The organism is Paenibacillus sp. 10L310, from assembly GCF_056395745.1.
This window is the reverse complement of sequence record NZ_JBFTKC010000001.1, coordinates 304,374-325,546: the sequence shown is the minus strand read 5'-3', so window position 1 is coordinate 325,546 and position 21,173 is coordinate 304,374. Positions and strand designations below refer to the sequence as shown.

General features: G+C 45.2%; 25 protein-coding genes and 1 riboswitch. Of the genes, 2 read left to right on the top strand and 23 right to left on the bottom strand.

Features of this window, described 5'->3' with window-relative positions; translation table 11 throughout:
- Positions 1-145: 145 nt before the first annotated feature.
- The 8 genes from AC1DE7_RS01745 to AC1DE7_RS01710 form a co-directional block, all read right to left on the bottom strand.
- A complete protein-coding gene (locus AC1DE7_RS01745) occupies positions 146-529 on the bottom strand; it encodes a VOC family protein (RefSeq protein WP_076327101.1) in 384 nt (127 codons plus the stop codon).
- Positions 530-704: 175 nt separating this feature from the next.
- Entirely contained in the window at positions 705-1,178 is a 474-nt protein-coding gene (locus AC1DE7_RS01740) for a GNAT family N-acetyltransferase (RefSeq protein WP_340983051.1), read from the bottom strand.
- A 4-nt stretch (positions 1,179-1,182) separates the two neighbouring features.
- The gene (locus AC1DE7_RS01735) at positions 1,183-1,791 is read right to left on the bottom strand and encodes a DJ-1/PfpI family protein (protein WP_477533613.1); all 609 of its coding nucleotides are present in this window, start codon (positions 1,789-1,791) and stop codon (positions 1,183-1,185) included.
- Positions 1,792-1,851: 60 nt separating this feature from the next.
- Positions 1,852-1,933, bottom strand: a riboswitch (ZMP/ZTP riboswitch).
- A gap of 50 nt (positions 1,934-1,983) precedes the next feature.
- Positions 1,984-2,499: a GNAT family N-acetyltransferase gene (locus tag AC1DE7_RS01730; RefSeq protein WP_017689739.1), complete on the bottom strand. Its 516-nt coding sequence runs from the start codon at positions 2,497-2,499 to the stop codon at positions 1,984-1,986.
- 33 nt (positions 2,500-2,532) lie between these two features.
- Positions 2,533-3,057 (bottom strand): YfiT family bacillithiol transferase, encoded by a 525-nt coding sequence (locus tag AC1DE7_RS01725; protein ID WP_036610311.1) that lies wholly within the window; start codon positions 3,055-3,057, stop codon positions 2,533-2,535.
- Positions 3,058-3,104: 47 nt separating this feature from the next.
- Entirely contained in the window at positions 3,105-3,644 is a 540-nt protein-coding gene (locus AC1DE7_RS01720; protein WP_315370630.1) for a GNAT family N-acetyltransferase, read from the bottom strand.
- A gap of 8 nt (positions 3,645-3,652) precedes the next feature.
- On the bottom strand, positions 3,653-4,192 hold the full coding sequence (locus tag AC1DE7_RS01715; RefSeq protein ID WP_076327102.1) for a hypothetical protein: 540 nt from the start codon (positions 4,190-4,192) through the stop codon (positions 3,653-3,655).
- Positions 4,193-4,213: 21 nt separating this feature from the next.
- Positions 4,214-4,654, bottom strand: coding sequence for a hypothetical protein (locus tag AC1DE7_RS01710; protein WP_477533612.1), 441 nt, complete (start codon positions 4,652-4,654; stop codon positions 4,214-4,216).
- 184 nt (positions 4,655-4,838) lie between these two features.
- On the opposite strand from AC1DE7_RS01710, the gene AC1DE7_RS01705 reads away from it, so the two are divergent.
- Positions 4,839-5,612: a sporulation protein gene (locus AC1DE7_RS01705; protein WP_076327104.1), complete on the top strand. Its 774-nt coding sequence runs from the start codon at positions 4,839-4,841 to the stop codon at positions 5,610-5,612.
- A 167-nt stretch (positions 5,613-5,779) separates the two neighbouring features.
- On the opposite strand, the gene AC1DE7_RS01700 is transcribed toward AC1DE7_RS01705, so the two are convergent.
- The 7 genes from AC1DE7_RS01700 to AC1DE7_RS01670 form a co-directional block, all read right to left on the bottom strand.
- The gene (locus tag AC1DE7_RS01700; protein WP_477533611.1) at positions 5,780-7,747 is read right to left on the bottom strand and encodes a BglG family transcription antiterminator; all 1,968 of its coding nucleotides are present in this window, start codon (positions 7,745-7,747) and stop codon (positions 5,780-5,782) included.
- A 40-nt stretch (positions 7,748-7,787) separates the two neighbouring features.
- The gene (mngB, locus tag AC1DE7_RS01695) at positions 7,788-10,478 is read right to left on the bottom strand and encodes a mannosylglycerate hydrolase (protein ID WP_477533610.1); all 2,691 of its coding nucleotides are present in this window, start codon (positions 10,476-10,478) and stop codon (positions 7,788-7,790) included.
- 74 nt (positions 10,479-10,552) lie between these two features.
- Positions 10,553-11,671 carry a PTS fructose transporter subunit IIC gene (locus AC1DE7_RS01690; RefSeq protein WP_036610325.1) on the bottom strand — a complete coding sequence of 373 codons (1,119 nt, stop codon included), beginning with the start codon at positions 11,669-11,671 and terminating at the stop codon, positions 10,553-10,555.
- Positions 11,672-11,700: 29 nt separating this feature from the next.
- Positions 11,701-12,018: a PTS fructose transporter subunit IIB gene (locus AC1DE7_RS01685; protein ID WP_017689749.1), complete on the bottom strand. Its 318-nt coding sequence runs from the start codon at positions 12,016-12,018 to the stop codon at positions 11,701-11,703.
- The gene (locus AC1DE7_RS01680; protein ID WP_477533609.1) at positions 12,018-12,473 is read right to left on the bottom strand and encodes a PTS sugar transporter subunit IIA; all 456 of its coding nucleotides are present in this window, start codon (positions 12,471-12,473) and stop codon (positions 12,018-12,020) included. The genes AC1DE7_RS01685 and AC1DE7_RS01680 overlap by 1 nt, the downstream gene beginning before the upstream one ends.
- A 235-nt stretch (positions 12,474-12,708) precedes the next feature.
- Positions 12,709-12,993 (bottom strand): hypothetical protein, encoded by a 285-nt coding sequence (locus AC1DE7_RS01675; protein WP_155985062.1) that lies wholly within the window; start codon positions 12,991-12,993, stop codon positions 12,709-12,711.
- Positions 12,994-13,020: 27 nt separating this feature from the next.
- The gene (locus AC1DE7_RS01670) at positions 13,021-13,590 is read right to left on the bottom strand and encodes a DMP19 family protein (RefSeq protein ID WP_477533608.1); all 570 of its coding nucleotides are present in this window, start codon (positions 13,588-13,590) and stop codon (positions 13,021-13,023) included.
- A gap of 428 nt (positions 13,591-14,018) precedes the next feature.
- Here AC1DE7_RS01670 and AC1DE7_RS01665 point away from each other — a divergent pair, with 428 nt between their 5' ends.
- Entirely contained in the window at positions 14,019-15,176 is a 1,158-nt protein-coding gene (locus tag AC1DE7_RS01665; RefSeq protein ID WP_477533607.1) for a glycosyltransferase family 4 protein, read from the top strand.
- 299 nt (positions 15,177-15,475) lie between these two features.
- Here AC1DE7_RS01665 and AC1DE7_RS01660 read toward each other — a convergent pair whose 3' ends face one another.
- The 8 genes from AC1DE7_RS01660 to AC1DE7_RS01625 form a co-directional block, all read right to left on the bottom strand.
- On the bottom strand, positions 15,476-16,132 hold the full coding sequence (locus tag AC1DE7_RS01660; RefSeq protein ID WP_164783125.1) for a DUF3298 and DUF4163 domain-containing protein: 657 nt from the start codon (positions 16,130-16,132) through the stop codon (positions 15,476-15,478).
- A 14-nt stretch (positions 16,133-16,146) separates the two neighbouring features.
- On the bottom strand, positions 16,147-16,713 hold the full coding sequence (locus AC1DE7_RS01655) for an NUDIX domain-containing protein (RefSeq protein WP_477533606.1): 567 nt from the start codon (positions 16,711-16,713) through the stop codon (positions 16,147-16,149).
- Positions 16,714-16,732: 19 nt separating this feature from the next.
- The gene (locus tag AC1DE7_RS01650; protein ID WP_477533605.1) at positions 16,733-17,395 is read right to left on the bottom strand and encodes an HAD family hydrolase; all 663 of its coding nucleotides are present in this window, start codon (positions 17,393-17,395) and stop codon (positions 16,733-16,735) included.
- Positions 17,382-17,843, bottom strand: coding sequence for a GNAT family N-acetyltransferase (locus tag AC1DE7_RS01645; protein ID WP_477533604.1), 462 nt, complete (start codon positions 17,841-17,843; stop codon positions 17,382-17,384). Before AC1DE7_RS01645 ends, AC1DE7_RS01650 begins: the two co-directional genes overlap by 14 nt.
- Before the next feature lie 94 nt (positions 17,844-17,937).
- Positions 17,938-18,108: a YHYH domain-containing protein gene (locus AC1DE7_RS01640; protein ID WP_094030640.1), complete on the bottom strand. Its 171-nt coding sequence runs from the start codon at positions 18,106-18,108 to the stop codon at positions 17,938-17,940.
- Positions 18,109-18,217: 109 nt separating this feature from the next.
- Positions 18,218-18,994, bottom strand: a complete 777-nt coding sequence (locus tag AC1DE7_RS01635; RefSeq protein WP_477533603.1) for a Cof-type HAD-IIB family hydrolase — start codon at positions 18,992-18,994, stop codon at positions 18,218-18,220.
- Positions 18,995-19,076: 82 nt separating this feature from the next.
- Complete coding sequence (locus tag AC1DE7_RS01630) at positions 19,077-20,639, bottom strand: PH domain-containing protein (protein ID WP_282318851.1); 1,563 nt, start codon at positions 20,637-20,639, stop codon at positions 19,077-19,079.
- Positions 20,636-21,133 (bottom strand): PH domain-containing protein, encoded by a 498-nt coding sequence (locus tag AC1DE7_RS01625; RefSeq protein WP_477533602.1) that lies wholly within the window; start codon positions 21,131-21,133, stop codon positions 20,636-20,638. The genes AC1DE7_RS01630 and AC1DE7_RS01625 overlap by 4 nt, the downstream gene beginning before the upstream one ends.
- Positions 21,134-21,173 lie beyond the last annotated feature (40 nt).

The following is a 21,173-nucleotide window of genomic DNA, read 5'->3' as shown; positions in this document are numbered from 1 at the left end:
TCAGCCACACTCTATTATAACATTTTTACCCAGTAGTTCTCTATTTTTCTTGCGTTTTTCTACTCCAAAACATAAGCTTTTTCCCAACAAAAAAACGACCGACATGAATGTCGATCGTTTTTTTGTTGGGGTTTTGTGTTGTAACTTACTTCGCCCGTTCCAAAACTGCAAAGTAATTCCCTTCGTTATCAGCAAAGTTGAAGACACGCCCCGTTGGCATCTCGACAATCTCTCCCACCGTTACATGTTTACCAGCCAAGTCGGCATATAACTGATCCAGATTTTCGGTGAAGAACATTAACGAAGGTGTGCCCAGATTTACACCCGCCGACATCCGTTCAACGAACTCTTTGTCATGGAGTATAATGCTTGTCTGCGAGTCTGCGGTAGGCGCAATCTCAATCCATCTCATGCCCTCGTCAAGGTTTACTTCATCCACAATGTGGAATCCTGCAACTTCCGTCCAAAATGCCAGTGATTCATCCTGATTGTTGACATACAACATAATCTGGCCGACTTTGCTAAACATGCATCATTCACTCCTCTGATCATCTAATCTCTTAACATCCTGCTTATCATTCCTCAAATTCCAATAGAGTATAACATGCAGGACAGCTTTTTGATCATCTTTCTTTGCAAGTCCATGCAACTTAAACTGAAGTACACTTTTATGCTTCCACTTCAATTAGTTTTTTGAAGTTTCCTTATAATGTTTTAACAAGTGAAAGTCTATGAAACCCCGAGGTATAATAGTTCATATCAACACCTTCTTTTTGAAAATTCATTCGTTCATAAAATAGGAGCGCTGCTTCATTTTCTTCATGATCAAGTGTGTAAAGCATGACATCACCACTGCCGAATTCAGCTATTTTTATACATATTTTTGTAATTAGTCCACGTGCTACTCCCTGTCGAAGGTGTGATTTGCATGTAACAACGCCAACGATTTCATATCGGTTAACAGTAGGATGAAAGATATAACCAGCATGACCTATGACAACATCTGCTTCGTCAACCATGACATAATAAGCACTGATACGTTCATCCGTCATTTTTAAAAATAAATCCCAGCGCGCAGGATACTGATCGCGTATAAACGAAGGGAATTGAAAATCATGATCCGTCATCATTTTCAGCACTGCTGGTTGATCAATCGCTTGAAAAAGGCGAATAGTCATCTTTTTATCCCCTACCCTTAGTGTGCATGTAGACATCTTTTAAGTTACCAGCTTCATAATATGGATACTCTAGTTTTTGTTGAACTTGAAGGACGATCTCCGTAGACGTTAACATTTCGACCAAGTATAGTCCCAGGTCAATGGAAGCCGTAACCCCCGCACCCGTTACCGTATTACCATCACGCACTACACGCGCTGAGATCACTTCTGCACAATAAGGATTCAATAAATCATAAGCAGATGAGTTGGTAGTAGCCCTTTTTCCATTCAGGAAACCTGCTGCCTCCAACAGTAAAGCCCCGGTACAAATAGATGTTTTATATGTGACATTTTCTGCCGTTCGGACCCATCGCATAAAATCCTCATCAAATCGAAGCGTTCTAGTTGATAATCCACCAGGAAAAAATACTAGGTCAAAATCCCCTAGATGAGGTAATACTGCATCGGATTTCATTTTCAGCCCACGGTCATCCGAAATTTCCTCCTTATCTGCGCAGAATGTCCATGATACGTTTTCCTTTGCTTTCAGAATCGCTAGCCAAGTCACAGCTTCATAAAATCCAGCTAAATCCATGCTTGTCATTCCATCAAATAAAACAAACGCCATTTTCATTGCCGCCACCAGTCCTTTCGTTCCCTGAATAATAAATAAAGTGTTTGATCAAAAGATCAAACACTTTGCCCAGGCGTACGGCATATAATATATGTGCTCCCTCGTGGTTCACTCCACGTTTACGCCAGTCACACATAACAGATATTTACAACTAATATACATGACATCTTTCATATTGTATATATTATGAAATTATTGCGTGGCTTTTAACTTCTTCGTAAGATAAAGTACAACATCGTCGTCCATAATCGTTTCTTCACCCGGCTGAATGTAATGATCATGTTTGTGTACACCGTGACCGTCTGGTATGTACCCGCGATGGGCATATAGAACTTGCGCTTTGCCATAATCGGAAAACACACCTACACCAATGCCTGCTACATCCGTTCGTTCCAGAATAACTTCCTCTGCTCGGTCCATCAACCGTGAACCAATACCTTGGCGCTGGAACTTCATTAGTACATTAAAATCGTTAATTTCGGGAATGCCTTGTTCCCTGAAAGACGGGTAGCTGGAATTCCACAATACATTCACGTATCCGGCAAATTCTCCATTCAACTCGGCTACCAAGGTTACGCGTTCCCCATTCTGTTGTTCAGCCAAGTAATGAAGATACTGCTCAGGGGATCTCCCCCAACCCTGCTCCTGAAACGCCTTTGATATGATTACAGGATCGTTCTCATTTAATAGTCTGATATGTACACTCATTGATGAATCCTCCTTAAAAGATATTTCTAATAGCTATATTCCCAATCTATCCCGAAGCGATGTGATGTGAGCAACATGGTGTTTGCCGTGCCAAGCATACATGCCCAGATTGTAATCCAGTCTTGTCGTTTCTTCCGATGAGGGATGATAAAATTGTTTGGCATAATCTGCATCTGTCAGCGCGTTTAACAGAAACACCCAACGACGATGGAGGGCATCCAGAATCTGAAGCGAGAATTCGACATCCAGGTCTCTTGAATCACTCAGTTCAGCCCAGCGCTCTTCATAATAAGGCCGAATCGTTGGTGTATCCTCTGTCAGTGCCAACTTGAAACGAATCATACTGTTCATATGGCTGTCTGCCATGTGGTGAATAACCTGTTTGAGCATCCATCCACCTTCTCGATACGGCAGACTTAATTGCTCTTCACTCAGTCCCTTTACCGCTTCTCGTGCGCGTTCAGGCAACTCAGCAATGTCCTGAATCCACTTCTCCCGTTGTGCCAAAGTAACTTCACCCGTGTGTACAAATGGTCCTATCGGAAATCTTTCATCCATCCATTATTCCTCCTTGTTTATATGATTCAAATAACTTTAAGCAGGATCTACAGGGCATATTCCATAAGCCAACAGTCTCGCATCTGTCCTTCGTGCTGCTCATGTTTCTCCAACAGCTTAATCTTTTGGAAACCACATTTCTCATAACAGGATATCGCTCGCAAGTTCCAGGATTGAGGGTCCATAACCACTTTACGGGCTTGTTTTTCATTAATCAGATAAGCCAGCATGGATTGCATCAACTGTGTACCAATGCCTTTATTCCAGTATTCTACCTCACCAATAAACTGATCCGTTCCATAGATGATCTCATCCGTGTCTCCATAACCATACTCCGTTCGTTCTTCTTCCTCAAGCTCATAGAACTGAATGTATCCAATCGGATGTCCTCCATACTCAACGATACAACGAGTAGCACCATCTTTCTGATTGTAAAAATGCTCTCTCACCTGTTCCAGATCATGCGGCCGATCACGCCCTTCATAGTATTGAAGAACTTCCGGGTCTGACAGCCACTTCACCAGATGTTGTTCATCTTCTGTGTCCAAGAAACGTACAGTGATTTCATTCGATTCATATACATTCATCATTCTGATTACTCCTTATTGATCTCCAGATTCTCACTCGTAACCCAACTCAGATCCTTCCCTAACAAATGCTCGTTGTGAACATAATACACCACGGGATTCTCAAGCGGCTGAGTCGTTCCATCCAAAGATCTGAGCGTTAACCGCAACTTGTAGCTCCCTATCTCATCAGGTATCGCAAATCCTATCAGATTATCAGCTGATTTCATGGTCTTCCCCTGCGCCTTTAGATACTTTTCCAAAATGACTTGATCAAGATAGGAGCTGCCAACAGACGAAGGCATGTACCACGCTTCATCTTGTTCTTCAGTGAATGTGACCCCTTCCCATCCAGGGACAACGGGATACACCATATGTTGATCCTTGTCTTCTCTTTTTCGCGTTATCTCTAACTCTACCTCAACTACATCCGTATCAATCTGCCTGATTGTGCCTGCCATCACAACATCCTGGGCACTCACACTTGGAATAACATAGCTGTATATGAGCAGAGTCACCAAGAGAATTATCGCTATTCCCGTAATCCAAAATATTGTACTTTTACGCATCTGTCTGATCCTCCCCTCTGGTTAATCATACTTCTGGAGTAGCTTCTTCTCAGTTAAAGATTGAGTTAACCTATCCAACTCAGGGGATGCCGTCCAATCACTGGATGTATTCAATCCATGCTTGATGGTATGTATCGCGCTATGTGCAGACATGTATATATTATGGTGGATTCCAGGTTGGACAATGATGTGCTCTCCTGCACGCATCACTCGAATCGAAAACATCTGATCGTCTCCATAACTGGCATACGCAATCCATCCGGTTTGCACCACATAAAACTCCGTTAGATTGATATGTACATGACTGTTTTGCCATGCTCCGTGGGAAGAAGCAACGGTTCTACAATAATAACTGCCATCCTCGGCTATCATTTTATATTTCTGTTCCCCGTTAGCCATCTGCTCAAAGCTGGTTTTAACACCCGTTTCACCATATTTCTGTTCTGAAAATTCTGTGTTCAATCGGCTTCACCTCCTGACAAAAATTCCCTTTATTTAAACATTCGACATGGGTACGTCGATTCTCCTGTTTGGATATACGATATATCTTTTCTAAAATATGAAACGCTTCTCTTCCAGCTTCCGTATTAAGGTCGAAGCCGTATGTATCCCATATAATAAACCATCTGATCTGGAGGTAAAGCGCATGTCATTTTTCAAGAAAATGTTAGCCAGTGTAGGTGTTGGAGCAGCCAAAGTAAATACGGAATTGCATACACCAGAGGTCACGCCTGGAGGAATCATCTCGGGGGTTGTGTACATTGAAGGTGGAGATGTGGAACAGAACGTAGATCGAATCTATCTTTCAATCAAAACCCATTACATACGGGAGCACGATGATCGTAAAGTAAAAGAAACAGCCGTCATAGCCAAATATCTGCTCACCGAAGGTTTCACCTTACAGCCTGGAGCCAAATTGGAGAAAGACTTTTCATTTGACCTCCCAGAAAATCTGCCAATTACACTGCATCGTGCAGAGGTATGGGTGGAGACGGGCCTCGATATTTCAAGTGCTGTAGACCCCTCAGACCGGGACAGACTGCAGGTTGTTCCCAGCAAAGACATGAACACCGTGCTCGATGCAATTGATATCCTTGGTTTCAAACTGCGTGAAGTGACCAATGACTATGCACCAAAGCTGGGTGGCAATCTGCCATTTGTGCAGGAATTTGAATTTGTACCAACAAACAAATTCCGTGGGCATCTGGATGAGTTGGAAGTGCTGTTCTATCCGATGGGCGATTCGCTGGAGCTGCTATTACAGATCGACCGCCGCGCTCGTGGACTCAGTGGAATATTCTCCGAAGCGATGGGAACGGATGAGAGCTTCGTCCGCCTGCATCTGTATGAAAGACATCTGGAGCGGGGTGCGCATTCTGTCGCTCAAGGACTGGAAGAAGTCATATCCAAACATATTTAATCAATAGTTTGTGTAAACGAATAAAAACCGTCCTTTATCAGACAAATCTGATGAAGGACGGTTTTTCCCTTTCGAAAAGGGGATCAGAAAAATCTGGGGTTAACAGCGATCGGAAGGTTATTCTGTCATCGGAGTGTCAGTCGAATTATCCTTAGTGAACTTATATATTAATACGCTTCGGTACTTTTTAGACTCAACGTTTCACATACAAGTTGGGCAAAGGCATCGAAGCTGCCACAGGAGCGCAGGCTTTCCAACTTCTCCTCCTGCCGGATCAATTCTACAAACAGATCATAGATCCCCATCGCCTGTTCGTAATCCTCTTTGCAGATAGATAACATAAATACAGCATGTACTTCATTCTCCTCATCCCACGGAATCGGCTTCTCGAGCAGACATACCGATACGGTCGTACGAGTTGAACTCAGCTCCATGGGATGCGGAATCGCCATACCTCTTCCAAGCGCGGTTGAAGCCATCTTTTCCCGCTCCTGCACAGCTGGCCAGAATTGCTCCGTCACGATTCCCTTCTCCAACAGCGCTCCGCTCATCTCAGCCATAAGTGTCATTTTGTCAGGCTGATCGGACCGAAACATGAACAACGCTGGATCAAAGTAACGCAGTAGCGTCATTTCCTCCTGCTCATCACTAGTTCGCACCAGATGAGTGATCGTTGCCATGTCTCGTTCCGATGGAATCGCAGCAATGACAGCTGACGGCTTGCCTTTGGACTCCCGTAACCGGATCGTGGAAATGACCAAATCTTCGGGCACACTCCCCATCTCCTCGTACTCCCGTAGCGAAACTACACGTGAGACCTCCAGCTCTGCAAATAAAGAACGCAATCTGGATTCAAGAATACGAGCTGTGCCGTATCCTGACCCACAGACGAGTAATACGGATTTCCGTTTGCGATGAGGAATCTGGTATTTACGTTCCAATGCTGCACCAATATGAAGAGCCAGGTAACCAATCTCACTGTCATTGATTTCATGAGGTACGTATGTCTGTAGCTGTTTCACTGCACTTATCGTAATCTCATAGGCGAGTGGATAATATTTACGTATATGTCCCAGCAGTGGATTCCGCATATTCATGCCATGTTCCAGGCGAGTAATCATGGGCTTCAGATGGGCATACAGATCATTTGGCAAGCGTTCATCATCCCGCAGATCATAGGTGTACCGATCATAGATATGACCCAGCATCTGCTGTACAGCAACATATAACGGGTCACTTCGAAGTCCATTCCAATCGGTAGTGGTCATTTTTTTGCTAACAATATGCAACAGCAGATAATCTCGCTCTCCAACTGGACAGTGAATGGAATATAACAACTCCAGATCCTGAATAATCTGCTGTGCAAGTTGCTGATCCTGAACATTGGCCTCCACTTTCTCGAATTGCTCCAGTTCATGTCCCTGCTTAATACGTAGTACCATAACAGCCAGATGCGTAATCAAATCTTTCAGTGCCACATCTGCAATACGAACATCCTGTTGGCCTACATGGCGAATGACGATCTCGCGGATGTGCGCGGGTTCGATTGGATACAACAAACGTTCCTGTGCCACGGTCATTCCTTCGGGGCCCAGTTCTTCATCTCGCGAATCGGCGTACTCGGCAAGGCAATAGCGGAACCTGTGCTCGTCCCCGACAACTTTCACACCATGTCCTGGCTTGATCTGAAGCTGAAGCTGGTAGTTCTCCAGAATCTGACGAATGATTTTCAGATCATTGTTCATCGTTGCACGGCTTATATACAGCTGATCAGCGAGGTCTTCCATCTTGATATGACCCGTTTCACCAAGCAGCTTGAACAATTCATACCGGATACGCTCATCAGGCGATCCAGGTACTGGCGCACCTTTTTGCCGATCATCCTTCCGTTCCTCCAACAGCTCAGTATACCGCTTCGCATCATGCACACGAATGGAATAACCCCGCCCACGCTTGGATTCCAGGCTCCCACCATGCCCAGCAAGGATATGATCCAACTTCTTCAGATCATCCCGAATGGTACGCACCGTAACCTCTAGTCTGTCTGCAAGTGCTTGGCTCGTCCAGGCCTGTTCCTGCCCTTCACCATGAATGAGGTGGAACAGCTTTTTCAACCGTTTAGTTGGAAAAATCATACCGATATCCGACCTCCCTTCTGATCAGGATTGTGTCAAACTAAAGTTCAGCGTATATGGATACAAGTACCGTCATTAATTTGCAATGTTCGAGTTCCGGCAAACGAACGACCTCTTCTCCCTCGGTTAACCTCTGCTGAGGCTCCAGGGGTTGTTCACCAAGAGATACACGCTCTGCATGTACAGGTTGATTAAAGTGTATGTTCACGTTTGCAGACTGCGCCAAATATGGATTGAAGACACGTACAATGTAACCCTCACTCTGCTCTGCTTTCTTGAAACTGCTTAACACCACGTTGGAATCGTCGCTGAACGACATGAGGCTGTAGTCTGTATCAAGAACACGTTCCTCATCGCGGAAAGCAAAGATCAGACGTCCGTTCAAAAAGTCGCATTGCTGATAACTGCTGATCGGTGTCAAATATTCACGTGCAGTCCGAGCTACATTCGCTTCGTCGAACCCGGAAACCTGGATATGCAGGCCGAAGGTAAAGGAGAGCTCGCCGAGCAATTGCGCGTCAGGTGTTGTCACAATTTTCTCACCGGAGGCCCGTCCGGGACGATACAAGAGATTTTCCTTACCCATGAAACCGAAAGTACGGAACAAGGTCAGGGCAATGGTATCCATTTGCTCGCCAATAATCTCGTATTCACGTACACCTTCCGTCAACACAGCCATACCATGGGAACCGTTGTTCAACCCAGCATAACTCTGCATCGCTTCAATGGTGATCGGTTTCTCCTGCCATTGTTCGCGCTCCCATACGTCCACTTCTGGCAATGAGGTTGGACGAGCAATCACACCGAAAGGCTGGTCTGCAATGGATAGGGCGGAAGCAATTCCTGTATCAAAAAGGACACGCAGACGGTGGCTGAACACCTCATTCTGCACCTGAACCTGGAAACGGATCAGATTCTCTCCTTTGCGAAGAGATATCTCCACTTGCATTGGCAATGCTCCCGACGTGATGCCTGCGGCGCGCTCTTCCAGATCGTAGGGGACATCCAGCGTGAAACGCAGGGATAGTGTCTGAGATACAGACGTTTGGGTGGTCGTTGCACTCATCTGGCTACCTGCCGAAGAAACAATCTGATCCCGCTCGGGAGGAGAATAATTGTAGGAATCTCCGTCATCCCCGTTATCTTCGAAGACCATTTGATCCGCATACACTTGGCCAGATCGCTTATCTGTAATTTGCAAGGTGCCGTTTGCTTGTAGCGCAATGCTGAAATGTTCATTTTCAATCGTGTCTCCGTTACGCCGCTCAATAACAGGTGTAGCGCCCTGACTGAAATCAAAAACAATCTGGGTGTAACCCATCGCCGGGACCTCTTGCAGTTCCACCAGCAATTTGGCGCGATATACGCGTTCTGGCAGATGCACTTTGCGACTTGGATTCAGGTCAATGTGTTGTCCAAGCACATAATCGGTCTGATCTGCTTTTTCTACAATGGTGTAATCCAGCTCGCGTCCCTTCGTATCCCGAATGACAAAGGATTCTTCCGGAATATAAGCTTCGATTTCGGTAACCCCACCTCGCACATACGGTAGCGTGTTGAACAGGGTGAACGCAAATGTCTCCTTCTGCTGTATCGTTGAAGCAATCATCCGCATATGCAGGTCGAGCAGATTGAGTGCGATATCATAGGCCTGTTTGTAACGAAACGCAACGTCCTGATTGGTTGTATCACTGTTACAACCACCGATGCTGTCATGTGCCGCATTCTCAAACAACAGCTTCCAGATATCCTCCACAATACGATGCGGGTAGTCATGTCCGAGAGAATGGCTAATCGCAAGTACAGGTTCTAGCGTGTTAGCAATCAGATTCTCAATTCGGTTATTCTGTTGCTTGAGATCTGCACGGGTGGAAAAAATGGACTTGTGAATCCGCATGTGCTTGGCTTCCATTAATTCACCCCGAAGTACAGGCAGATCCTGACTATCCGCTTCGATCTCCGCCAGAAAACGTTCCGGTTCATTCATCACATATTCGCGTTCTGTATCCAGTGCATTGAACCGTTTAATCAACTCCGGCAGATTCAATCGCACAGGCGCCTGATCAAACCCATTGGGGAAATAGATATGTTTGGTGGAGGCTTTGCGTTCCAGCGCACCAATCTGTTTCTCCAGATAAGGGACCAGACCTTCTTCATTTTCCGGAATGTTACCACCGTAGTAATACCCGAATGGCATCTGTACAGCAAATACACGACTGCCATCCGACCCTTCCCACGTAAACTCGGTATGTGGATTCGTATTATCCGAGACACCACGCCAGAACAGGAAACGTTCAATGCCAAACTCCCGATAGATCTGCGGCATCTGTGCCGATTGTCCAAATGCATCCGGAACATAACCAACCTTCATCGCATGTCCGTACTTTTGTGCTGTTTTCATACCATAATACAGGTTTCGGACCATGGATTCACTGGAAATAACCAATTGATCCGTCTGTGTATACCAGGGTCCCGTCATCAGTCGTTTGGCAGAAACCAGTTGGCGGATCCGTTCCTCATCTTCGGGACACCAGCGGATGTAATCATCCAGCAGCGAGCCCTGTGCATCCAACAGGTAATAATGGAATCCATCGATATTCTCCAGTGCATCCAATACTTCCTTGACGTGTTTGACGAGATACACTTTGGAACGGGAGGTCGTAAAATACCATTCCCGATCCCAGTGTGTATGTGGAATCACATGTACTTTGGTACGCTTGCTCTCACTCATATCTCTATATCCCTCCAGGTGCTTTTTAAAGGTTGTTCAAGATACTGAAAACCGATCTTTTTGAACATGTACTTTTAGTCAAAAACGAGTTCGATTTCTTCCCCGTTTTTCTTCACTGAAGCTTCCTGAGTCTTGGCAGGCTGTTTCTCTTCTTCATCGCGGAAGTTCACCAACATGGTGCCACCCGCCACGATCAGTGCGCCGACAATGCCTCCGGCAAGGTACGCGATTGGGGTACCTACTGACACAGCTCCATATAATCCGCCAATTGGTGGCATGATGATATGTGCTCCCAGCAGTGCAGTCAAGGCAGCGCCCGTTGCACAGGCAAACATGTTGACCAGAATCATTTTGGCAGGGTTACGCAGTGTGAACGGAATTGCACCTTCCGTGATACCGATCACACCCATAATCACTGCACCTTTTCCCGCTTCCTGATAGGTTTTGGAAAAACGTTTCTTCATCAGCAATGTTGCCAAACCATAACCAAGCGGCGGAATGCAGATGGCAATATTAATGAAAATATTCGGCAGATAGACACCGGACAGGAACAGGGCATTTCCTGCCATCCATGCCGCTTTGTTGACGGGTCCGCCGAGATCGAATCCAATCATTGCCCCCAGAATAATGGCAAGCACAACCGTATTGGTTCCGCTCTGGCTCATGTTTTGAACCCAAGCAATGAGATACTCATTCAGCGCGCCCAGCGGGCCACCCAAAATGACTGCCATCAGAAATCCGGTTAAACCTACGGTAATCAGCGGTAAAATGATTAACGGTACCGAGCCAGCAGCCGGACCTGTAATCTTAACTTTGTTTTTGACCCATAAGGTGATGTATCCGGCAAAAAAACCGGAGATTAATGCGCCCAAGAAACCGGCATTGGTCTGCTGTGCCAGCACCCCGCCGATCAGACCTGCGGCCAGCGCAGGTTTGTCAGCAATGGAGTAGGCAATGTAACCGGACAGGACAATCGTCAATAGTCCGATGCCGCTCCATCCTACATTTTGCACGAGATATAAAATATGCAAGAATCCGCTTCCATCTTTGTACGGATCAAGATCAGTAATGCCCATTGATAGTGCGATAATTTTACAGATGGCAACGACCAGGGAACCCGCGATAATGACCGGCAGCAGATAGGAGATACCTGTCATTAGATGTGTTTTTGCTTCACCAAACCATTTTCTCATCGTACTCTCTCCTCATGTGGAAGGTGGGGTTAAGCTTGTGCGTTCACAGCCTCGACGGCTTTGGTTAATACCGCTTCTGCCTGACTTACGGCATGACCGATTTTGACACGTACGACTTTTTTGTCGCCAAACCGATCCATGTCTTTCACCGTTTGATCCGCTGCAATCAGTACAAAATTTGCTGCAGCAATATCTTCTTCCGTCAGCTTATTGACTTGTCCCATGGCTCCCTGCTGTTCCACTTTGATCTCATAACCCAGTTGTTGAGCTGCTTTTTCCAATGCTTTGGCGGCCATCGGGGTATGGGCGAGACCTGCGATACAAGACGTTACACCTACGATTTTCATTATGACACCATTCCTTCCGTATATTGATGAAGCAACGTATATACATCTTCCGGCTGCACCGCTTCTGCGATGGCCTCTTTGAATGAATCTTCCAGCAATAAGGTGGCAAGTGAAGAGATAATTTGCAGATGGGATACGTCTACATGACCTTTAGGCACAAGGATGGCAAAAATATATTTTACCGGCTTGCCGTCATGAGATTCCCAATCAATGGGCTCCCGCAATCGAATGACCATCACTGCCGGACGTGTTACAACTTCACTCTGGGTATGGGGAATTGCAAAGTGATCCTGAAGTCCGGTGGAGTAGACACGTTCGCGTTCCCACAGATCAGCCGCAAGTTGTGCACGGTTTGTAGTGATGCTGTAACGCTCTGCCTCCGCAGATATAAAATCAAATACATCCTCTTTACTATGCAATGTCTGATCGAGATAAATCTGATTGGTTGTAATCATGATCTCTGTCTCTCCTCCTCTCTCTATCCAAAACGATAAGCGCTTACAAGATCATTGTAACGGATTCTTCCTTGACCTTGGATCTAGAAAATTTCCCCTTCGAAGCGGAAAAACATTAGCCATAGTAAAAACCCTGAGTCTAATGGACTCAGGGCAATTGCAAATGAAATTCAATTGGTATGCTGCAAAGGCAGCGTAAGTAAGTACAGAACATGGACTCTAAGCGGATAAAACATCAAGAACGCTGTGTCCAACGCTGCATTCCTGATCGAAGACCGTAATATGCGGCGGCTAGCAAAATAAATCCGGCAACAGCCATAATCATGGATGTTGTATCCCATTGAACACGGCTTCCAAAAGCAATCTTGGATTGCAATGGGGTAACAGAAGAAGCGGTGTTCGTAAGATCAGGTACATAATTCATGGTCATGATCATGCCTTGAACGACATTCCAAGCTACAAAACCGATGATGAATAACAAGGTAACCAAAAAGGATTCCAACGCTAATCGTTTGTTCATGATTGTCATTTTGCCTCCTCTTCCCACTCAATTAGACAAAGCGTGCTGCATCTCCTGTTTCAAACGTTCTTTATTTTCGTCCACATATTGATACAGCAGGTCAAAGCTTTCTTCGTTATCCGATTGCATGCTCAAATTCGCGGCTTCCAGTTCAATCTGCTGTAATACCTCATGAATCTGTTCCCCGTGTGTTTGCAGGCTTGTCGTGATGTCATCTTCGGACAGGCCATTCACATTATCTCGTAATTGCCCGTGCGTTACACCGCTTTCGGACAACATCTGCTCTATCTTCTTCAGGATCACGGCATCTGCATCATTGCCAATCCGCTCCATAGCTGTTATCGTCTCACCCAGATACTGTCCGCTGGAATTCTCAAGGAAACCGGTCATCCCGTTCATGGACAGCTCGGTATCCAGATCAATGATTAGAATGATATCTCTCAATACTTGCGGAAGTTCCGGCCCACTTTCTCGAATCGTCGAAAATTCAGCCCGATAAAGGTCCATGGCAACACTCCCCACCACTTCTTCACCTGACATCTCTTCAAGCTGATCAAATGGTAACAACTCCTGCAATTCTTCTTGTAACTTGTTCATCTTTCTCTGCCTCCTGTATCTCTCTGTCTAAATAGTTTGAACGTGTTTTTTACACTGGACCACTACGCGGTCAGAATAAACTTCCGATCGCTGTTATCCCCAGATTTTTTCAATCCCTTTATTAAAGGGTAAAATCCGGTGATAAAGGCGAAGTGTAAGCTTCCGAAGCAGCTTTCTTGCAGAAAGCTTTTAGCTCCGCTTCTTCAGTTTTTTTCTGCCCTCTCCGTTTCGTGTAAATTTCAAGTTCAACTACGCCGACACGTTATTACATCATATCAGAATACGCTATATAAGTTGAACTTATGGAAGTTTACATGTTCGTGCCGAAGTCATTTTACAGGGAATATCGTCAAGTTAACATGCACTTGACCTCTGGAAAATATTCCGCTGTTATGATCTTGGCATCACGAGTCTTGGGAGGGGTAATGATGCGCCTGGCCTTGTTCACAGACACCTATCTTCCGGAAACCAATGGTGTTGCTGGCACGCTCCACCGCTTGAGTAACCATCTGAACCGCAGAAGAATTGAACATCTGCTGTTTACTCCGAACTACGTCATTGAAGGAAGCCATGAGACTCAAGTCCGATCGGTTGCCAACATCCCTTTTTTTCTGTATCCCGAATGCCGCATTGCTCTACCCAACAGAGCAGACACGCACAAGCAGCTACAAACCTTTCAACCCGATCTGCTGCATATCGCCACGCCTTTTAATATGGGGTTGCTTGGTCTGAGGTATGCGCTCAAACACCATCTTCCCCATGTTGTCTCCTACCATACCCACTTCGATCGTTATCTCGAATACTACCGGTTGAAAAGTATGATTCCTCTCTACTGGAAATATATCCAGTGGTTCCACCGTGCCTGTGATGCAACCCTAACTCCATCGCAGGAAACGTTAAACACCCTGCAAACCCAAGGCATTCAGCGTCTGAAACTTTGGTCTCGCGGGATTGATTGCAACCTGTACTCCCCTGATAAACGCAGATCGGATATCCGTGAACGATACCACATCACCGCTCCCCTTATTCTACTCTACGTTGGACGCATTGCCCCGGAAAAAGATATCGCTACACTCACGACTACCATGCAGCAGTTGCCCCAGGAAATGCAGTCCCGTGTACACTGGATCATCGTTGGCGACGGCCCATCTCTCCCGAAAATGCGTCTGCAATCCCCACCCAATGTCACCTTTACAGGTTATATGCATGGCGAAGAACTTGCTGTTATGTATGCTTCGGCAGATCTGTTTGTGTTTCCTTCCTCTACGGAGACATTTGGCAATGTGGTACTGGAAGCGATGGCTTCAGGACTCCCTGTGGTGGCGGCCAATGCTGGAGGTGTAAAGGATCTGATATCCCCTCACCGCAATGGTGTGTTATTCGAGCCAGGTCAGGCTGATGCACTGATTCGGGAGATATGTCTCTGGGGAAATCACGTGAACCAATTGAGGATAATGGGACTGGAAGGCAGAAAGCTGGCTGAACAGCGGTCGTGGGAGCATATTTTTGATACACTGATCGGGGATTATGAGGAGGCTATAGAACATCGGAACAGACAAACGAAAGATCGAATTATTACAGCGTAGTTTTATGAAATCAGTTTCTTCTACCAACCCATAACTACCGCCTCTGCCCTATGCTAAATTAAACCGGTTCGCTCGTTCAGGCTGCCATAGCATTTACACTCTGCTACGGTCAGCCTGAAACATGTTTCCATACGTTTCATAACAAAACCTCCTTCTTGGAATGGGTTAAGCTATTTACACGGTATGTAGAAACATAGAAGCCGAAGTTATTGAAATTATTTAGAGTATTTTGAATGATTGTATATATAGAAAAAGACATGACCTCATTGAACTGGATCATGCCTTTTATTACAAACAATCTATTGGTTGAATTTACTGAACGGGACTTTGATATCTACAAACCCTTTAGCGTAGGGTGCAACCTCATAAGGGTGGAATCGGATGACGATACCTTTGTCATATAAAAAGAATTCAGATGTTTGATCAAGCTGAAAATCATAAATATTTTCTTCAAAAATAGAAACTCCTGCATTATACATGGCTAATAGACTGTTGGAGATTGATTTCTCTACCTTCTCCATCTGAGTATCGTCTTTGACATACTCGCTTAGCTTCAGTTCTTTTCCCGTTCTTAAATCATAGTTATATGATTTTGTCGCATCCATTCCATGTGCTCCGCCAGTGTACACATGATCTTCATATACCACAGATAACTTTTCTTTTGCATTGTATTTTACACTGGCCATGGTGATGTAGAAATATTTTTTGTTTGATTTCTTTTCTTCTTTGTCCAGGCGAGCTGCTTTCACTGCGTGGAGTTTAAATGTCTTGTTCAGCTTATCCGTCACAGATTTATTTCCACCTGTTAGATGTATGTATGGCTGTCCTTTGTAATATTGGACCTTCGTTTTCACTGTAATCGTGCTGCCTGCCTCTACATGACTACTCGGAAGAATGATAGCAATCAGTACAGTGATCAACAGGTAATTTATCCATCTCAATTTTTTTCTTTCCATTCTATATTTCAACATTATCGATTTACCCCCTTTGGCTCAAACGATATCGTTTCCTGCATTCTGTTCCATATTACCTGTGGAGTGTTCTTTAGGTCTGTTCCGCTCTGAACGTTGCCAATCCAGATGTCTTCTGCTCCTGGGTGTTGTAAATAGTGCCTAAGCGTTGCTTTGATCAGAATAGACGAATGTAAGTCCAACACCTCATCCAGTGGTATCCAGAATAACTCGCCTTCATCCGAGGGCACAAAATGTCGATGCGTCGTCTCTCCGAAATATACAAACTGCTGCCAAATCTCACCACCGTTAACTTCCAACAGAATATATCGAAGCCGAAAGTGTTCGACATCCTCTTGCGTGAACCCGGTCTCTTCTTCAATCTCCCGATAACTGGCGCTCATGGGTACGTTCAGTTCCCCTTGTTCCAGATGTCCGCCAATGCCACCCCAGAATTCAAAATCAAACAATCTGCTACCCGCCTTCTTCATCATCAGCATGTCTGAGCCATTGCTCAAAAACGCTGTAGCCATCTGTCTAATTTCCATATGTTCCTCGCTTTCCAGACTGTGATTATAGGAATTCACTTGTTTATATAACCGTCTTCTAAAGCAGTTTCTTCAGCTCACTTAGATGCTTAATCGTATGTAAAGGACTAGTCGTAATCCTGTCCTGCCACGGCTGGTTGACCTTCATCCAGATGGTGCTCATGCCTACGCTTGCCGCTCCCTCAATATCGTTCACCGGATGATCGCCAATGTAGATGCATTGCTCAGGGCTTAGACCGAAATGATCTAGCGCAAGCTGAAATATGCGTGGATCGGGCTTTTTGACTCCAGCCTCCTCTGAAACAATAATATGGTCGTAATCCTCCCGGATACCGAGTTGATCGATTTTTCCATACTGAATATCGGTCTGCCCATTGGTAATTAACCCGGTTTGGTATTTCCCCCGCAGATGCTGAACGACTTCTCGCGCCTGTTCCATCAGAACTGAACTTCGCACATACTCTCTGCCATAGAACTCCATCAGTTCTGCATGTGGTGGATGCTCTGCCCAAGGCAGTTCATTCAACAACTCGTTGAACAGAAGGGGTTTGTCCTTATAACCATCCTGGTCGAGTTCAATAATTCGTTTGCTTATATCTTCGGTTGACTCAAGGTGACCAAAATAGGTTTTAATCAAACTCTGCGTGAAGCCGTCAAAGGTCATCGTTCTGTTCAGAATTGTATTGTCCAAATCAAAAATAACGGCTTTAATATGATCCATCTTCCTTCTCCCCCAATTCCAGTACATGCGTTATCTTCTCCATACTCTTCACTTCTCTAAATCCCAAGTCGCGATAAAAAGAGCCGGCAACCGGTTGATCCGTGTACAGAACCAGTCGAGCGTAATGATTTTCCGCTTTTTGAATAACCGCATCCATCAGCCTGCGCCCAACCCCATGTCTTCGAAATTCTCTCATCACATAAAGCCTGCGAATTCTTCCGGTATCAGTCCCTTCAGAATAAGGATCTCTGTTCAGACCACAGATCCCAACCACCTTATCGTGCACTCTGCATTCAAAAAGCGCTTCATCTTCTTGCTCGAATGTATTGATTCCTGTCTCATATTCATGGATTAATCGCTCGATATGTCTGAACCCCTCACTGGAGCTTTCGACCAGCATCGCCACTAAATCGTCATGATTCCACACCGATATCTCCTGTATCTGCATGGTGTAACCGCCTCCATCATTCTAAATCAATGCTACACATGCAAACCCAACCATATATTGAACGATGGCCGGGTTTATCTTGTACAGCTCATTCTCATTTTTTCTTTTTGTGATAGTGATAACCTGTGCACAGACCCTTTTGTTTGGATTTGGCTGAACAGTTATGTCCACCGTTCTTATCCAGTCTGCCTGGATGAGCATAAGCGGAAGAGGATACACCAACAAGTACGACAAGAGACAGGATTACGATAACAACCTTTTTCATAAGTCACCCTTCGATCAACACCCTATGCTTTAGGGCTTAATACGTGCTATATCATTCTACATGAAAATCCACAATTTGGATATCCTTCATCTTTTTAGCCGATCCATTCTCATAAAATCTTAAATTGCTTCAATGCATGGAAGACCCCATCTTCACTTGCCCGCAGGGTGACATAATCAGCGCTTTGTTTAATCCGTTCTCCGCCATTTCCCATCGCAATTCCGATTCCCGCATACACTAGCAGATCCACGTCATTCTCCCCATCGCCAAAGGCCATTGTATCCTCTCTGGATATCTTCAGGTAGTCGAGAACTTTCTCTGCGGCTATAGATTTGCTGACTTCGCTCGCTTCCAGCACATTCACTACATACGGATGGAATCTCACGAATCGTAAGGAAGGAAATCTGGATTGGAATTTCTCCGTCTCCGCTTCATCCGCATATAAGCAAATGCAATATACGTCCTGTTCCAACGTGCTGATTTTCTGTGGGGAATCCATAAGTCCAAGCGTATCTCTTAAAGCGTCAGTAACACGACCATCTGTTGTACACAACCCGTTCGTCTCAAATGATTCTGTAAAATATGAAATACTGTGCCCCTGCAACTCGGCAAACTCACTGAATGCTCTAAACATCTGTGCTGAAAGTACAGACTTATGTATCACTTCATCACCTGCTTTGATCAATGCCCCATTAGCCGAAATGATTGTATCGATTCCGAGATTTCTGAATTCTTCGCATAAATTATAGGGCCTGCCTGTGACGAGTACAACTTGAACGCCTTTACGAATCAATTTCCGGATTGACTCAGCTGTACGCGGTGATAAACTCCGATCTATTTCGCTCAGCAATGTACCGTCTACATCAAAGAATACAGCTCTAATCAAATTTTTCTTCCTCCTCTGTCTTCAATTAAAAAGAGCAAGCACAGAATAACCTGATGTGGTCTTCCTGCACTTGCTCTTGCAATTAACGGGTCTGAACATCTTGGGTACGTCCCATGTACCAAGATTGAAATGATTTCGCCGTATCCAGGGAAATGTCATGTGCCCGATGATGCAGTACTGGTTTGGCGCGGTTTACCGTATGAATGGAAGCCAGACCGAACCAACGCTGTAACACATTACGGGTGATCTGCACTTCGATGACTTTCTCACGTTTGGAGATGAAGAGGGTTGAAGTGAGCGCACCGGTTCGAAGTTGAATGAAATTCTGATGCAGAATGTATCGGGTATGGAAAAAGTCCATCACTCTGCATGTTGCAATCCACACGAGCAGAATCGCGGAAATCATCCACCAGGCATGTTTCTGCCCAAACACCACTGGTTTGAAATACCACAATAAACCCGTAATTATGATCCACCCCCAGCTTGGTTTGAGCAGGCGCAGCCATAGTGATATTCGTGGAAGTTTTTCCATCTCCTGCGTAACCCGATAGGATGGCAGGATCTCCTCAATCAGGGTATAGGCTTGCTTCACAGGCAAGAAAGGATAGAGCGAGTTCACCTCCTGCTCGGATTCCCCCAGACTACCTGCAGTGGTCAGTTCTACTTCCGCTAATCCAAGCAGCCTTTTCATCGGTGACTGTGTAATTTTCACGGCCTGGACTCGCTCTTTCAAGATTGAAAATGACGTTTGCTCCATCATGCCCTTCGAGATATAGATCCGTTTGGCATCCGAGGTGATCTGGAAATTGCCATACTTTACAAAGGTTCTGACTATGCCCAGAGCAATAGATATAATCAATAAAACTAAAATCATCAAACCGGCAATCCACCAGGAATCAAGCCAGGTTAATAACAAACTTTCCGTTACTTCTTCATCAGGGAAGAAGTCCTTCACCCAGGAATAGAGCGTAGCCAGGACCGGAATCAGTACGAGAAAACTAAGCGAGGTAAAGGATGCTTTGAATATGTCCTTGCGGGTGGAATGATAATGAACAACCCGTTCCTGTTTTTCTTTTGCAGGTAGAGACATGACTTCATCCGTTATAACAGGTTCGGATTGCGCCTCTCCCTCTTCCATAACCTGAACTGCATCCAACGTATCATGTTCCTCTGTTGCTCCTGCTGTTTCTGCTTCTTCAGCCATATGACCTGCTACAATCTTCTCCAGCTGTTCCGCTTCGGAAAGTGATACAACGTGTAACTGAAAGGTAGCATCTTCTCCCTTAATTCCGGTCTCGAATCGAATCGACGTCACCCTGAATAACCGATGAAACAACGTTGTATGACGATTCACATTCTGGACCTTCGTATAAGGTATCGTTCTTCGGGTACGGTTAAACACACCACTATAGATATGAAAGGCTGTATCGTCTGCTGCATAACGCGAGGTGAACCACTTCAGGATCATGGACAGGATGCTAATGGAGACACCTACATAAAAAGCGATTCTTCCATAGAATATCCATTGGGACTCCGAGCCCTGACGGAAAACAAACAAAAAAAGGACAATAGCGAACCAATTCTTTACCCGTTTCCACAAGCTCCACAGCATGGTTAATGGATGATGTCGCTTCATATCGATCATTCATCCACCTCATTAATTCGCGCATAGGACGCAATCTGATGACGGAGTGCAAGTGCAACTTCCTCTGGCAATGCCGGGATTTCATGCGATGAACCCATCGTGCCAACCGATACGGAATAGAGTCCGTATTTTCGCATTAAAGGTCCCTGATTTGTTGTAACCGATTGCACTTTCGCCATGGGGATGATCTGATGTACCTTGGTTAGCGCCCCGCGCTTCAGTTGCAGGAACTCCTCATTCACATCATAGTACCAATGCTTGTATAACCATGAAGGCTGGATGAAAATATCCCACACCGCATAGAGCACCGATATGCCCGTAACGCCCCACAAAATCCAACCAATCCACGTCTTCCATCCATAGATGGAGTCGAGTATTAACAGTACGGCAAGGATCAGGAAACCTATTACATTCCATATGATGGCGCTAATTCTCCACAAGTTTACCGCATGAGGGGACAGCCGTTGTTTGGGTGTATTCCACTGTATTGACATATGTTCACTCCTTTTTTCCTCGGGTACATAAAAACACACA

Bases quoted from the DNA above. Each gene is read 5' to 3' on its own strand.
- AC1DE7_RS01745 (WP_076327101.1), bottom strand. From the start codon at position 529: ATGTTTAGCAAAGTCGGCCAGATTATGTTGTATGTCAACAATCAGGAT.
- AC1DE7_RS01740 (WP_340983051.1), bottom strand. From the start codon at position 1,178: ATGACTATTCGCCTTTTTCAAGCGATTGATCAACCAGCAGTGCTGAAA.
- AC1DE7_RS01735 (WP_477533613.1), bottom strand. From the start codon at position 1,791: ATGAAAATGGCGTTTGTTTTATTTGATGGAATGACAAGCATGGATTTA.
- AC1DE7_RS01730 (WP_017689739.1), bottom strand. From the start codon at position 2,499: ATGAGTGTACATATCAGACTATTAAATGAGAACGATCCTGTAATCATA.
- AC1DE7_RS01725 (WP_036610311.1), bottom strand. From the start codon at position 3,057: ATGGATGAAAGATTTCCGATAGGACCATTTGTACACACGGGTGAAGTT.
- AC1DE7_RS01720 (WP_315370630.1), bottom strand. From the start codon at position 3,644: ATGAATGTATATGAATCGAATGAAATCACTGTACGTTTCTTGGACACA.
- AC1DE7_RS01715 (WP_076327102.1), bottom strand. From the start codon at position 4,192: ATGCGTAAAAGTACAATATTTTGGATTACGGGAATAGCGATAATTCTC.
- AC1DE7_RS01705 (WP_076327104.1), top strand. From the start codon at position 4,839: ATGTCATTTTTCAAGAAAATGTTAGCCAGTGTAGGTGTTGGAGCAGCC.
- AC1DE7_RS01700 (WP_477533611.1), bottom strand. From the start codon at position 7,747: ATGATTTTTCCAACTAAACGGTTGAAAAAGCTGTTCCACCTCATTCAT.
- mngB (WP_477533610.1), bottom strand. From the start codon at position 10,478: ATGAGTGAGAGCAAGCGTACCAAAGTACATGTGATTCCACATACACAC.
- AC1DE7_RS01690 (WP_036610325.1), bottom strand. From the start codon at position 11,671: ATGAGAAAATGGTTTGGTGAAGCAAAAACACATCTAATGACAGGTATC.
- AC1DE7_RS01685 (WP_017689749.1), bottom strand. From the start codon at position 12,018: ATGAAAATCGTAGGTGTAACGTCTTGTATCGCAGGTCTCGCCCATACC.
- AC1DE7_RS01680 (WP_477533609.1), bottom strand. From the start codon at position 12,473: ATGATTACAACCAATCAGATTTATCTCGATCAGACATTGCATAGTAAA.
- AC1DE7_RS01675 (WP_155985062.1), bottom strand. From the start codon at position 12,993: ATGAACAAACGATTAGCGTTGGAATCCTTTTTGGTTACCTTGTTATTC.
- AC1DE7_RS01670 (WP_477533608.1), bottom strand. From the start codon at position 13,590: ATGAACAAGTTACAAGAAGAATTGCAGGAGTTGTTACCATTTGATCAG.
- AC1DE7_RS01665 (WP_477533607.1), top strand. From the start codon at position 14,019: ATGCGCCTGGCCTTGTTCACAGACACCTATCTTCCGGAAACCAATGGT.
- AC1DE7_RS01660 (WP_164783125.1), bottom strand. From the start codon at position 16,132: ATGGAAAGAAAAAAATTGAGATGGATAAATTACCTGTTGATCACTGTA.
- AC1DE7_RS01650 (WP_477533605.1), bottom strand. From the start codon at position 17,395: ATGGATCATATTAAAGCCGTTATTTTTGATTTGGACAATACAATTCTG.
- AC1DE7_RS01645 (WP_477533604.1), bottom strand. From the start codon at position 17,843: ATGCAGATACAGGAGATATCGGTGTGGAATCATGACGATTTAGTGGCG.
- AC1DE7_RS01640 (WP_094030640.1), bottom strand. From the start codon at position 18,108: ATGAAAAAGGTTGTTATCGTAATCCTGTCTCTTGTCGTACTTGTTGGT.
- AC1DE7_RS01630 (WP_282318851.1), bottom strand. From the start codon at position 20,639: ATGATCGATATGAAGCGACATCATCCATTAACCATGCTGTGGAGCTTG.
- AC1DE7_RS01625 (WP_477533602.1), bottom strand. From the start codon at position 21,133: ATGTCAATACAGTGGAATACACCCAAACAACGGCTGTCCCCTCATGCG.